Source organism: Enterobacter sp. UPMP701 (genome assembly GCF_053709515.1).
In genome coordinates this window covers 171081-184277 of record NZ_JBSKJN010000001.1, presented here as the reverse complement: position 1 = coordinate 184277, position 13197 = coordinate 171081, and the positions used below count along the sequence as shown (strand labels likewise).

Here is a 13197-nt window from a genome sequence, read left to right as displayed (position 1 = left end):
CAGGAAAATAGGCAACTTAGCGCAGTTGAGCAAGATGATTTTTCGAAGGGCATCAAGATTGAATGAATTTTGCGAGTCGCTTTCCGAAAATGAGGTTGATCTTTATGCATACAGGGGTTACTGTATATTCATACAGTAACTACAGGGCTGGAATGAATATGTACACTTCAGGCTATGCAAATCGCTTAACTTCTCTCACCTCAACCGCGGGCAATGTCGCGCAAAACGCCGTTGGGGGTGTTTCGACGGGGCTTATTAGTGAAGTGGTTTATCGTGAAGACCAGCCCCTGTTGACCCAACTCCTTCTGCTGCCGTTGTTACAGCAGCTTGGTCAGCAATCGCGCTGGCAGCTCTGGCTGACGCCACAGCAGAAACTGAGCCGTCAATGGGTTCAGTCTGCGGGCCTGCCGCTGACAAAGGTTATGCAGATCAACCAACTTTCCCCCTGTGACACCGTTGAGTCGATGATCCGGGCGTTACGTACGGGAAATTACAGCGTGGTGATCGGGTGGTTACCGGAAGAATTGACGGAAGAGGAACATTTTCGTCTGACCGAAGCGGCTGAAGAAGGGAATGCGATCGGGTTTATCATGCGCCCGGTTCGTGCAGATTCTTATCGCAGAGGACAACTTTCTGGGCTAAAAATTCACTCAAATTTGTATCACTGAGTGAAATTAAGATTTTTCCTGGAATTTTTTTTGACCGCAAGATGCGGTTTTAGTTCCCGGCCTCAAAATTGCGGCAAGGCTTGTCTGGTGCGGTTCTCCTTAATTTTATTGCACAAAATTCGTTCTAAAAATGTTAAATAATAGGTATACGGAACTTTTTTTTTCATATGCCTGACAGACTTCACACTTGTAAGTTTTCAGCTACGTTGTAGACTTTACATCGCTAGGGGTGCTCGGCCTAAGCCGAAGATATCGGTAGATTTATATTTGACCACGCCCCCCGGTGAAGGATTTAACCGTGATTCTCTCTTGAGACTTTCATGGCGAATTTTGGATGATAACGAGGCGCAAAAAATGAAAAAGACAGCTATCGCGATTGCAGTGGCACTGGCTGGCTTCGCTACCGTAGCGCAGGCCGCTCCGAAAGATAATACCTGGTATGCAGGTGGTAAACTGGGCTGGTCTCAGTTCCACGACACCGGCTGGTACAACAGCAGCCTGAACAATGATGGCCCTACTCACGAGAGCCAGCTTGGTGCAGGTGCGTTCGGTGGCTATCAGGTTAACCCGTATGTTGGTTTTGAAATGGGTTACGACTGGTTAGGTCGTATGCCATACAAAGGCGACAACGTAAACGGCGCTTTTAAAGCTCAAGGCGTACAGCTGACCGCTAAACTGGGTTACCCAGTAACTGACGATCTGGACGTGTACACCCGTCTGGGCGGCATGGTATGGCGTGCAGACTCCAGCAACAGCATCGCTGGCGACGACCATGACACCGGCGTTTCCCCAGTATTCGCTGGTGGCGTTGAGTGGGCTATGACCCGTGACATCGCTACCCGTCTGGAATACCAGTGGGTTAACAACATCGGTGATGGTGCTACCGTTGGCGTTCGTCCAGACAACGGCATGCTGAGCGTAGGTGTTTCCTACCGTTTCGGCCAGCAGGAAGATGCAGCACCAGTTGTTGCTCCAGCGCCGGCTCCAGCTCCAGAAGTACAGACCAAGCACTTCACTCTGAAGTCTGACGTTCTGTTCAACTTCAACAAAGCTACCCTGAAACCAGAAGGTCAGCAGGCACTGGATCAGCTGTACACCCAGCTGAGCAACCTGGATCCTAAAGACGGTTCTGTAGTGGTTCTGGGCTTCACCGACCGTATCGGTTCTGACGCTTACAACCAGAAACTGTCTGAGAAACGTGCTCAGTCTGTTGTTGATTACCTGATCTCTAAAGGTATCCCAGCTAACAAGATCTCCCCACGTGGTATGGGCGAATCTAACCCAGTTACTGGCAACACCTGTGACAACGTGAAAGCTCGCGCTGCACTGATCGACTGCCTGGCTCCAGATCGTCGCGTAGAGATCGAAGTTAAAGGCGTTAAAGACGTTGTAACTCAGCCAGCGGCATAAGTTATCGTCTTATAAAAAAACCCCGCCATGCGGGGTTTTTTATTGTCTGAAGAAAACAAAAATTTACTTTTTGCCCAGCAACGCCTGAAGGTCGTTTTTCAGCGATGACATCTGGTTGGCGTACTTCTCTTTATGTTCGGCATCTTCAATCAGCTGCACGATGGTTTCCGACAGGGTTTTGCCGCGTCGTTGCGCCAGACCGGCCAGACGCTGCCAGACCACGAACTCCAGGTCGATGGATTTTTTCCGGGTATGCTGATGCTCGGCATTAAAATGCCGTTTACGTCGCGCGCGGATAGTTTGCTTCATCCGGTTTAGCAACGCAGGATTAATGTGTTTCTCAATCCAGCCGTTTACCTGTACCGGTTCATTTTCGAGGGTCAGCAAAATATCCACGGCTTCTTGCGCAGCGCTGGCTTCGATATAGCAGGTGATCAGCTCCCCTTCACGGTGCTTTTTGACCAGGTACTTCCATTTCCAGCCGCTTTCGAGATTTTCCAGTTGTTGATATTTCATTGCGATCTCAGTGTTACCACGTAACTCTGTTCAGAATATCAGTTTTTTAGCAATCTGCTGAAAAGAAATCATATCCTGTGAGCGAATGCCACCTGTCTGCCTGTTGAAATTCCCAATCCTGCTTGGGTAGAGCACCCCGCTTACGGTATACTCCACGCTTTTACATCTGACTAAAAAACATCAACTTTGACGATTACGAAACTAGCATGGCGTGACCTTGTTCCGGATGCCGAGAGCTATCAGGAACTGTTTGCACAGCCAGATCTCGCAAAAGAACACGAATTCATCCTTAGCGATACGCAACCACGTTTGCATTATGCGCTGGAGCAGACGTTAAGCCCATGGGCGACCTCGCCTTTCATGCTGCTGAAAGCCCCGGAAGAAGCGGAATACCTGTCGCTGCTTGGGGATGCCATGCGCCAGCTGCGGCCGGAGGCGAACGCGGTCTTTGGCGGCCAGTATCGTATCGCCGGACATCATGTCACCTTTGAACCAGCGGAACAGTCCGACGGTCGTTTTGCTGCCACAGGCGAGGTGATTACCGCTAACTGGGTAGAGGCTGAACAACTCTTTGGCTGTCTGCGCCAGTTTAACGGTGAACTTACCCTGCAACCGGGTCTGGTACATCGCGCAAATGGCGGCGTACTCATCATCTCTCTGCGTACTCTGCTCGCGCAGCCGCTGTTGTGGATGCGCCTGAAAACGATCGTGAACCAGCAGCGCTTTGACTGGGTCGGTTACGATGAGTCTCGTCCTCTCCCTGTCTCCGTTCCGTCAATGCCGATGTCGCTGACTGTCGTTCTGACAGGTGACCGGGAATCGCTGGCGGACTTCCAGGAAATGGAGCCGGAACTGGCTGAGCAGGCGGTCTACAGCGAATACGAAGACAACATCCAGATTGCCGATGCGGACGACATGGCGCAGTGGTGCCAGTGGGTGATGACCGTCGCTGAGCGTTTTGCCTTGCCGACGCCAGCCGCCGACGCGTGGCCGGGTTTACTTCGTGAAGCGGTTCGCTATACCGGTGACCAGGAAACCTTGCCGCTCTGCCCGCTCTGGATCGGCAAGCAGCTGCGTGAGGTGGGCGTTATCAGCGGCCACGGTACGTTCTCTGGTGAACAGCTTACGCAGATGCTGGCACAGCGAGAGTGGCGCGAAGGCTATCTTGCTGACCGCATGCAGGATGAAATTCTGCTGGAACAAATTCTGGTCGAGACCGAAGGCGAACGCATCGGGCAGATTAACGCCCTCTCGGTGATCGAGTTTCCTGGCCATCCGCGCGCGTTCGGTGAACCGTCCCGTATCAGCTGCGTCGTGCATATTGGCGACGGCGAGTTTACCGATATTGAACGCAAAGCCGAGCTGGGGGGCAACATTCACGCCAAAGGCATGATGATCATGCAGGCGTTTTTGATGTCTGAGCTGCAGCTTGAGCAGCAAATCCCCTTCTCCGCCTCGCTGACATTTGAGCAGTCCTACAGCGAAGTCGATGGCGATAGCGCCTCTATGGCTGAGCTGTGCGCCTTAATCAGCGCCCTGGCGGACGTACCGATCAACCAGAACATCGCCATTACCGGCTCAGTCGATCAATTTGGTCGCGCTCAGCCCGTTGGCGGTCTCAACGAGAAAATTGAAGGTTTCTTCTCTATCTGTCAGCAGCGCGGTTTAAACGGCAAACAGGGTGTGATCATTCCGGCTCCCAACGTACGCCATTTAAGCCTGAGCCAGGATATTCTGGATGCAGTTGAACAGGAACAATTCGCCATCTGGGCCATCGAAGGGATCGAGGATGCGCTACCCTTACTGACAAACCTGGTCTGGGACGGCGAAGGTCAGACGACCCTGATGCAGACTATTCAGGAGCGTATTGCCCAGGCGACACAGCAGGATGCTCGCCATCGTTATCCATGGCCGTTACGCTGGCTGGGCTGGTTCAGTTCGAACTGATCGGACTTGTTCAGCGTACACGTGTTAGCTATCCTGCGTCCTTCACTAAAATAAGGCTTACTGAGAACATGGTAGATAAACGCGAATCCTATACAAAAGAAGATCTTCTTGCCTCTGGTCGCGGAGAACTGTTTGGCGCGAAAGGCCCGCAGTTACCGGCCCCCAATATGCTGATGATGGACCGTGTCGTGAAAATGACCGAAACCGGCGGCAACTTTGATAAGGGTTACGTAGAAGCAGAACTCGATATCAACCCGGACCTGTGGTTCTTCGGTTGCCACTTTATTGGCGATCCGGTAATGCCTGGCTGCCTGGGCCTCGATGCGATGTGGCAGCTGGTGGGCTTCTACCTCGGCTGGCTGGGCGGTGAAGGTAAAGGCCGCGCGCTGGGCGTCGGCGAAGTGAAATTCACGGGTCAGGTTCTGCCTACCGCGAAGAAAGTGACTTACCGTATTCACTTCAAGCGCATTGTTAACCGCCGTCTGATTATGGGCCTGGCGGATGGTGAAGTGCTGGTAGATGGTCGTCTGATCTATACCGCTAACGACCTGAAAGTGGGTCTGTTCCAGGACACTTCCGCGTTCTGATATCGCTTTAAGCGACCCCGGAAAGGCGAAACCTCCGCAGTGCGGAGGTTTCTTTTTTTAAAGAGACGTTATCAGGCTATGAGTGCCCTGTCGCCGATGGCTTCTCGCCAGCCTCCAAGCCATTGTGACCTTTGATTAATCGTCTGATAAGGACACATTTCTTTAGAACGTCCAGCGATGCCGGCCTGATAACCACGTTGATGAGCCCGTTCCAGGCGATCTCGTTTCTGTCTCTTCATGCCTCGTTTCCCTCATTCTTTTGTCTGGTGGAAAGAAAACAGTGTCTGCACCAGATGCGCAGGCACAGATAACGAATACCCCGAATTAGCCCCAGCGTCAACGTTCAAAATTCATACGGATGTCATATTTGTGAGCTAGCTGGAAGATCATTTGTACAAAAATTGTGATGCAGCACAAGTAACAGCCTGACGCCAAAACGAAAAAAAAACCGCAATCAGCATCAGGCCGGTTGCGGTTTTTGACGATGAATTTTACTTATGGCAGCCGGGAAATTTCCCTGGCGATGCTGGCTGATTCCTGCGCCCAACCCTGAGCCAGCACTTTCACCATGTCATCGTAGCCATCTTTTTGCTGCTTCAGCTCCAGATGGAAAGGACGCTTAATCAGCTGTCCCTGATGATTCAACAACCACTCGCCGCTGATGACCACGGCACCGTCATAACGGCCGTGGAAGCCCGTTACCGTGACGTTCAGCGTGTCCTGATCGCTTCCCAGAGGCTGGGAGGCGACAACCCAGCCCGGAAGCTGGCTGCTGAGATTCGCCACCAGCGTATTGCGTAACTGCTGATCCAGCGGGCTGGCCCACAGGTTGTTGTTGGCGATAACGTACTGTACATCGCTGGTCTGATAGACCACCCCGTTACCGGCCAGGTAATCTGGTACGGCGACCTGCTCGACCCACAGCAGACGGTTACCCTGCGAGGCGCTAGTTTGCGTAACCGCCTGCGTCACCAGCGGTAGCTGGTAGTAGCTTTTCGTTTCGCTCCCGGAACTACAGGCCGTGAGTACCATCGCTCCTGCAATCGCTAGCCATTTTTTCATTGTTTCGCCCTCTTCGGCTCAGGATCCTTTTTATCTTTCGCTTCGAACACCAGCGCATTGCTCTTCTCGTTGAGCGTTTTCAGAACCGGCTGCAGTTCGCGCAAGACCTGATCAAGACGCTGCATATCTGCCACCATCTTGTTGTACGCCGCCGAGCCAGGCTGGAAGCCCTGCATACTGCGGTTCAGTTCGCGCAGCGTTTTCTGCATATCCTGCGGCAGTTGCTGCATGCTCTGGTTGGCTGTGATCTTATTGATGCTGTCCAGCGTGGTCTGCAGGCGCTGCATTGTCGCCTGGCTTTGGTGTAGCGAACCTGTCGCGGCTTCAATCATTGGGTTCAGCGGCAGATTGTTAATCTTATCCAGCGTTTCCATGAGACGCTGCTGGATCTGGGCCAGACCGCTGCTCACCGTTGGGATAATCTTGTAACCACCGAATTCGCGCATACCGGTTATTGGGGGTGCCTTTGGATAGAAGTCCATATCGACATACAGAGCGCCGGTCACCAGGTTACCTGTTTTCAGCGAGCCGCGCAGGCCGCGATTCATCAGGTCGGTGATGTGCTCGCCGATATCCTGATTCTCACCCATCTGGTTGATCAAGCGCTCAGGCTCAATGCGGATCAGCACCGGAATACGGTAATCATCATCAAGCATCTGCTTAAGGCCAGGCACAAAGTAAGGCACTTGTCCCACCGTTCCCAGACGAATACCGCGGAACTCAACCGGCGCACCAGGCTGCAGGCCGCGAACAGAATCCTTAAAGAACATCAGGTAGTCGATGTGATCGGTATAGAGCGCATCCTGAATGCTTTTTTGATCGTCAAACAGCCTGAAAGCGGTTTTTTCGGCCACCGGCTGCCCCAGGTCCAGACCTTCCGGCACGTCAAAACTTACGCCACCGCCGAACAGCGTCGTCAGCGAGCCCATTTCAACACGCATGCCTGCCGAGGTCAGATCTACCGCGATACCGCTGTCTTTCCAGAAACGGACATTGCTGGTGACCAGACGATCGTTAGGCGCGTTGATAAACAGCTGATAGCTCATCGCTCTTTTCTGCGGATCAAACGTGCTTTTCTCTACCGAGCCCACGCGATAGCCGCGGAACAGCACCGGATCGCCCGCCGTGAGCTGACCCGCTTTTTTGCTGTCGAGGATCACGCGGATACCTTTTGCATCAGGCGGTGCCAGCGGCGGTGAATCCAGAAGCTGATATTGCCCCGGCTGGTTCCCTTTCGCACCCGGCTGCAGTTCAATATAAGCACCCGAGAGCAACGTTCCTAAGCCGCTGATCCCTTCACGGCCCACCTGCGGCTTGACCACCCAGAAAACAGAATCGCCATGCAGCAGTTTTTCCATACCGGCATTAAGGCGCGCCTTAATCTCCACATGGGTTAAATCGTCGGTTAAGGTAGCGCTTTCCACTACGCCCACGTCCACGCTACGACTTTTAATCGTCGTTTTACCGCCTTCAATCCCCTCGGCATTGGTGGTGATCAGCGTCACTTCCGGTCCCTGATGGCTGTAGTGATAAAACAGGATCCATGCACCGATCAGAGCGGTCACGATGGGGAAAATCCACACCGGCGACCAGTTTTTGACCTTCTGCACTTTCGCCTCTCCACTCTTATTTTCCATGCTCTTACTCTTCCTCATGGCTTGATTCAGGCTCACGATCCCACGATAAACGAGGGTCGAAGGTCATGGCCGCAAACATGGTCATAATCACGACCAGTGCAAACATTAAAGCCCCCATCGCGGGATAAATACTCATTAAACCGCCCATCCGCACCAGCGCAGAGAGGACGGCAATCACAAACACGTCAATCATTGACCAACGGCCAACAAACTCGACCACTTCGTAAATCAGGTGCATGCGTTCGCTGTCGCGTTTACCGTGGCCTTTTGCGTCCCAGCAGAGCCAGGCAATGGCGATCATTTTTAAGGTCGGTACCATAATACTGGCGATAAAGATTACGCCAGCAACCGGATACGACCCCTCCCCCCATAGCAAAATGACCCCGGCGAGGATCGTCGAGGGCATTTTGTCGCCAAGCAAATCGGTGATCATAATCGGCAGAATATTGGCCGGCAGATACAGCATGACGGACGTGACCAGCAGCGCCATCGTCCACTGCAGGCTATTTTTGCGACGTACATGACCTTTCGTTTCGCAGCGCGGGCAAACGTCGAGATCGGCGGGCAGCACGGCGGTACAGCACGGACAGGAACGCAGCCCCTGGCGGATACCCGGCACGCCAACCTTCACCGTCTGCGCAAGCGTCGGGGCCGGGGCGATATCGTCCCACGCCCAGCGCCTGTCCACGCACTGGAAGGCGCGCAGCTGCAGGACACAGTACAGACACCAGGGAATAAAGCTGCTGCCAATCCCCACGTCGCCGTACGCCATCAGCTTCACGAAACTGACCAGAATCCCCGCCAGAAAGATCTCGGCCATCCCCCAACTTTTGAGCTGAAAAAGAATACGCGCGAGCCTGATTTTAAGGGATGCGGGCATCCTGACGCGGTTGACCAGCAACAGGATGACCACCAGGCAAAACGCCGGGACTATCTGGACGAACAGCAGAAAAAAGGTGCCGAGGCTGGCGTAATCTTCCGAGAACATCACGCCCGGGATTTCGAGCAGATCCACCTGGCTTGTCATCCCCCCCACCTTCATATAGATGAAGGGGAAGAGATTGGAGAGCAGCAGCATGAACAATGCTGCCAGCGCGTAAGCGGTGGGACGCTGCCGCGGCGCGTCCCACTCGGTTGTCAACGTCGTGCCACAGCGGGGACACAGGGCTTTATGTCCGTGACCAAGCTCTGGCAACGCCACGAGCATATCGCATTGCGAGCATAATATATGCCTGTCGGCATGGTGCTGGTCACACATATGTTATCCCTGTTTATGCGCCGTTTTTCAGAGACTCAAGGTACTCCCAGCGCTCAAATGCTTCTTCCAGGGCTTTTTCAGCCGCGGACATTTCAGCCAGTACTTTCTGAGTATAGTCATGCGATTGGGTGAAGAATGACGCATCAGCAACCTGCGCTTGCAGATCCTCAAGCGCGGCCTCCAGCTCTTCAAGACGCTGGGGTAGCCCCTCCAGCTCGCGCTGCAGGTTATAGCTTAGTTTAGCCGAGGTTTTCTTGACTGTTTCTGCTTTTGTTACAGCAGGTTCAGAACTTGTTCTGGACTTTGACTGTTTCTGCGCCAGAGACTGGGACTGCTGCCCTTTTGCGTCGTGATAACCTCCCACGTACTGACCAATTCGCCCTTCACCTTCGAAGATCCAGCACTCGGTCACGGTGTTATCCACGAACTGACGATCGTGGCTAACCAGCATCACGGTCCCCTGATAACCGTCTATCAGCTCTTCGAGTAATTCCAGCGTTTCGACATCCAGATCGTTCGTCGGTTCATCGAGGATCAGCAGGTTGCTTGGTTTCAGGAACAGACGGGCCAGCAGAAGACGGTTACGCTCCCCGCCGGAGAGCGCGCGCACCGGCGTCATCGCACGTTTCGGGTGGAACAGGAAGTCCTGCAGGTAGCCCAGAACGTGACGCGGCTTGCCGTTCACCATCACTTCCTGTTTACCTTCCGCGAGGTTGTCCATCACGGTACGATCCGGGTCCAGCTCCGCGCGGTGCTGGTCAAAGTACGCCACTTCCAGCTTGGTGCCACAGTGAATGCGGCCGCTATCGGCCTGCAGCTGGCCCAGCATCAGCTTCAGCAGCGTGGTTTTGCCGCAGCCGTTCGGGCCAATCAGCGCAATTTTGTCGCCGCGCTGAACCTGCGCAGAGAAATCTTTCACCAGCACTTTGCCGTCAACCTGGTAGTTAACGTTTTCCATTTCGAAGACAATCTTGCCGGAGCGGGACGCCTCTTCCACCTGCATTTTGGCGCTACCCATCACTTCGCGGCGCTCGCTGCGCTCGCGACGCATCGCCTTCAGAGCGCGAACGCGGCCTTCGTTACGGGTACGGCGCGCCTTGATGCCCTGACGGATCCACACCTCTTCCTGCGCCAGTTTGCGGTCGAACTCGGCGTTCTGCAGCTCTTCCACGCGCAGGTTTTCTTCTTTCTCCAGCAGATAGGTATCGTAATCGCCAGGATAGGTGACCAGCTTGCCGCGATCGAGGTCAACAATACGGGTCGCCATATTGCGAATAAACGAACGGTCGTGCGAGATGAAGATGATGGTACCGCTGAAGGTTTTCAGGAACCCTTCCAGCCAGTCAATCGCTTCGATATCCAGGTGGTTGGTCGGCTCGTCCAGCAGCAGTACTTTAGGGCCGCTGACCAGCGCGCGCCCCAGCGCCGCTTTACGTAGCCAGCCGCCGGACAGCGCGGACAGTTCCATATCCGCTTCGAGACCAAGCTGGGCCAGCACCTCGTTAATGCGGTTTTCCAGCTGCCACAGACCGTGGTGATCGAGCATCTCCTGCACTTTTGCCAGCTCGTTCAGGTTCTTGTCGCTCGGGTCGGTCATCACCAGATGCGAAATCTCATGATAGCGCTTCAGATATTCCGCCTGCTCGGAGATGCCTTCCGCCACGAAATCGTACACGCTGCCGGTCACATGACGCGGCGGATCCTGCTGGAGGCGGGAGACGATCAGATCCTGCTCGTACACGATGCGGCCGTCATCCAGCCCCTGCTCGCGGTTAAGAATTTTCATCAGCGTGGATTTACCCGCGCCGTTACGGCCCACCAGACAGACGCGCTCGTTATCTTCGATGTGCAGCTCTGCATTATCGAGAAGCGGTGAGTCGCTGAAAGAGAGCCACGCGCCGTGCATACTAATTAAAGACATTTATTTTTCCTTTCAGACCGCGGTAATCAACCAGCAGTTATGAATTTGACGGTTACGGGCGAAGTCCTGAGACAGCGTTTTTTGGCTGATTTCTTGTGCTTTCAGTCCCAGGGCTGCCAGCCCGTCATGATCCATACGGAAGCCGCGTTTGTTGTTCGAGAACATAATGGTGCCGCCTTTACGCAGCAGGCGCTTCAGGTCGGTCATCAGGCGCAGGTGATCGCGTTGAACGTCAAAGCTATCTTCCATACGCTTGGAGTTAGAGAAGGTCGGCGGATCGATAAAGATCAGGTCGAACTGCTCGTCGGTATCACGCAGCCAGCCCAGCACGTCGGCCTGCATCAGGCGATGCTGGCGTCCGGTCAGGCCGTTCAGACGCAGGTTACGCTCTGCCCACTCCAGATAGGTGCGGGACATATCCACCGTTGTGGTGCTCCGCGCGCCGCCCAGGCCCGCATGCACGCTGGCGCTGCCGGTGTAGGAGAACAGGTTAAGGAAATCTTTGCCCTTGCTCATCTGGCCGAGCATGCGTCGGGCGATGCGGTGGTCAAGGAACAGGCCGGTATCCAGATAGTCGGTCAGGTTCACCCACAGGCGGGCGTTGTATTCGCCGACTTCAATGAAGTCACCCTTTTCACCCATTTTCTGGTACTGATTTTTTCCTTTCTGACGCTCACGGGTTTTCAGCACCAGCTTGTTCGGTGCAATCCCCAGCACGGCGATAGTTGCCGCAATAACGTCCAGCATACGCTGACGCGCTTTTTGCGCATCAATGGTTTTCGGTGGCGCATATTCCTGAATCACCACCCAGTCCGCGTAGCGGTCAACCGCCACGTTGTACTCCGGCAGGTCGGCGTCGTACAGGCGGTAGCATTCAATCCCTTCCTGCTTCGCCCACTTCTCGAATTTCTTCAGGTTTTTGCGCAGGCGGTTGGCGTAATCTTCCGCCACGCCGGACGGTTTGCTGTCCGCCGCTTTCTCCGCCAGGTGGTAGTTTTTCTGCACGCAGTCCAGCGGGCCGTTTTTCGCCTTAAACTGGCGATCGGCACGCAGCTGCAGGCAGCTCAGCAGTTCCGGCGAGGCGCTAAACAGCGACAGGTTCCAGCCGCCGAAGTAATCCTTCATATTGCGGCCCAGCAGGCTGTGCAGGGCAATCAGCGCCGGTTCGCTGTCCAGACGCTCGCCGTATGGCGGGTTGCTGATCACAGTACCGTACGGGCCTTTTGGCAGCGGGTTGGTCAGGTTCGCCACATCCTTCACCTCGAAGGTGACCAGCTCGCCGATACCGGCGCGACGGGCGTTGCTGCGCGCGCGCTCAATCACGCGCGGGTCGCTGTCCGAACCGTAGAAGTGGGAGGTATACTCCGCCAGGCCTTTACGCGCGCGGGTCTGCGCGTCGTCTTTAACCTCTTTCCAGAGCGCTTCGTCGTGCTGCGCCCAGCCTTTGAAGCCCCAGTGGCCGCGATGCAGCCCCGGCGCACGGTCGGTTGCCAGCATTGCGGCCTCAATCAGCAGCGTACCGGAACCACACATTGGGTCGAGCAGCGGCGTGCCCGGCTGCCAGCCGGAGCGCATTACGATGGCGGCGGCCAGCGTTTCTTTGATCGGCGCCATCCCGGTGCGATCGCGGTAGCCGCGCAGATGCAGACCCGCGCCGCTCAGATCGAGAGAGATACTCGCCGTGTCGCCGTTCAGCCAGACGTTAATACGCAGGTCCGGGTTTTCGCGATCGACGTTTGGACGTTCCTTATTTTTACGCGTGAAGCAATCCACAATGGCGTCTTTTACGCGCAGGGCGCCGTACTGGCTATTGCGGATTTCGTCGTTCACGCCGTTGAAATGCACCGCGAAGGTAGCATTCGGCGTGAAGATCTCTGTCCAGTCGATCATCTGTACGCCGGTATAGAGATCCAGGTCGCTATAAACCTTGCACTCTTTCATCGGCAGCATGATGCGCGACGCCAGACGGCTCCACATCAGGCTCTGGTAAATAAGCCGCGTGTCGCCCTCAAAATGGACACCACCCTGAACCACCTGGCACTCTTGCGCGCCCAGGCTTTCCAGTTCAGTTTTTAACAGCTCTTCCAGCCCACGGGCCGTACTGGCAAACAGAGAATTCATATCGTCACTTTTACTCTTAGAAAATTGTCGCGCATTATAGCTAATATGGCGTGTATGTCATAAAGTTGAA

At 54.7% G+C, this 13197-nt stretch carries 11 protein-coding genes; 4 read left to right on the top strand and 7 right to left on the bottom strand.

The annotated features are described in order from the left end of the window. Positions 1-158 precede the first annotated feature (158 nt). Positions 159-668 carry an SOS-induced cell division inhibitor SulA gene (gene sulA / locus ACWKXT_RS00795; RefSeq protein WP_454531886.1) on the top strand — a complete coding sequence of 170 codons (510 nt, stop codon included), beginning with the start codon at positions 159-161 and terminating at the stop codon, positions 666-668. A gap of 354 nt (positions 669-1022) precedes the next feature. Then, positions 1023-2078, top strand: a complete 1056-nt coding sequence (gene ompA, locus ACWKXT_RS00790; RefSeq protein ID WP_014883252.1) for a porin OmpA — start codon at positions 1023-1025, stop codon at positions 2076-2078. 63 nt (positions 2079-2141) lie between these two features. Here ompA and matP read toward each other — a convergent pair whose 3' ends face one another. Then, entirely contained in the window at positions 2142-2594 is a 453-nt protein-coding gene (gene matP, locus ACWKXT_RS00785; protein ID WP_023332611.1) for a macrodomain Ter protein MatP, read from the bottom strand. Between the two features lie 186 nt (positions 2595-2780). Here matP and ACWKXT_RS00780 point away from each other — a divergent pair, with 186 nt between their 5' ends. Together ACWKXT_RS00780 and fabA are read left to right on the top strand one after the other, a co-directional pair. Further along, on the top strand, positions 2781-4541 hold the full coding sequence (locus ACWKXT_RS00780) for an AAA family ATPase (RefSeq protein ID WP_454531435.1): 1761 nt from the start codon (positions 2781-2783) through the stop codon (positions 4539-4541). Between the two features lie 68 nt (positions 4542-4609). Further along, positions 4610-5128: a bifunctional 3-hydroxydecanoyl-ACP dehydratase/trans-2-decenoyl-ACP isomerase gene (fabA, locus tag ACWKXT_RS00775; RefSeq protein ID WP_000227926.1), complete on the top strand. Its 519-nt coding sequence runs from the start codon at positions 4610-4612 to the stop codon at positions 5126-5128. 71 nt (positions 5129-5199) lie between these two features. On the opposite strand, the gene rmf is transcribed toward fabA, so the two are convergent. From rmf to rlmKL, 6 genes are all read right to left on the bottom strand, one after another. Further along, positions 5200-5367 (bottom strand): ribosome modulation factor, encoded by a 168-nt coding sequence (gene rmf / locus ACWKXT_RS00770; protein ID WP_013097261.1) that lies wholly within the window; start codon positions 5365-5367, stop codon positions 5200-5202. A gap of 256 nt (positions 5368-5623) precedes the next feature. Continuing rightward, complete coding sequence (gene pqiC, locus ACWKXT_RS00765) at positions 5624-6190, bottom strand: membrane integrity-associated transporter subunit PqiC (protein ID WP_080327672.1); 567 nt, start codon at positions 6188-6190, stop codon at positions 5624-5626. Further along, positions 6187-7827, bottom strand: a complete 1641-nt coding sequence (gene pqiB / locus ACWKXT_RS00760) for an intermembrane transport protein PqiB (RefSeq protein ID WP_454531434.1) — start codon at positions 7825-7827, stop codon at positions 6187-6189. The genes pqiC and pqiB overlap by 4 nt, the downstream gene beginning before the upstream one ends. Positions 7828-7831: 4 nt before the next feature. After that, on the bottom strand, positions 7832-9085 hold the full coding sequence (gene pqiA / locus ACWKXT_RS00755; protein WP_454527329.1) for a membrane integrity-associated transporter subunit PqiA: 1254 nt from the start codon (positions 9083-9085) through the stop codon (positions 7832-7834). Positions 9086-9098: 13 nt separating this feature from the next. After that, positions 9099-11006, bottom strand: a complete 1908-nt coding sequence (locus ACWKXT_RS00750) for an ABC transporter ATP-binding protein (protein WP_454527330.1) — start codon at positions 11004-11006, stop codon at positions 9099-9101. A gap of 12 nt (positions 11007-11018) precedes the next feature. Then, positions 11019-13127, bottom strand: a complete 2109-nt coding sequence (rlmKL, locus tag ACWKXT_RS00745; RefSeq protein WP_023311022.1) for a bifunctional 23S rRNA (guanine(2069)-N(7))-methyltransferase RlmK/23S rRNA (guanine(2445)-N(2))-methyltransferase RlmL — start codon at positions 13125-13127, stop codon at positions 11019-11021. Positions 13128-13197: the final 70 nt, after the last annotated feature.

Coding starts and splice junctions, on each gene's coding strand:
- rlmKL (WP_023311022.1), bottom strand. CDS start 13,127: ATGAATTCTCTGTTTGCCAGTACGGCCCGTGGGCTGGAAGAGCTGTTA.
- fabA (WP_000227926.1), top strand. CDS start 4,610: ATGGTAGATAAACGCGAATCCTATACAAAAGAAGATCTTCTTGCCTCT.
- pqiA (WP_454527329.1), bottom strand. CDS start 9,085: ATGTGTGACCAGCACCATGCCGACAGGCATATATTATGCTCGCAATGC.
- ompA (WP_014883252.1), top strand. CDS start 1,023: ATGAAAAAGACAGCTATCGCGATTGCAGTGGCACTGGCTGGCTTCGCT.
- ACWKXT_RS00750 (WP_454527330.1), bottom strand. CDS start 11,006: ATGTCTTTAATTAGTATGCACGGCGCGTGGCTCTCTTTCAGCGACTCA.
- pqiB (WP_454531434.1), bottom strand. CDS start 7,827: ATGGAAAATAAGAGTGGAGAGGCGAAAGTGCAGAAGGTCAAAAACTGG.
- pqiC (WP_080327672.1), bottom strand. CDS start 6,190: ATGAAAAAATGGCTAGCGATTGCAGGAGCGATGGTACTCACGGCCTGT.
- sulA (WP_454531886.1), top strand. CDS start 159: ATGTACACTTCAGGCTATGCAAATCGCTTAACTTCTCTCACCTCAACC.
- matP (WP_023332611.1), bottom strand. CDS start 2,594: ATGAAATATCAACAACTGGAAAATCTCGAAAGCGGCTGGAAATGGAAG.
- rmf (WP_013097261.1), bottom strand. CDS start 5,367: ATGAAGAGACAGAAACGAGATCGCCTGGAACGGGCTCATCAACGTGGT.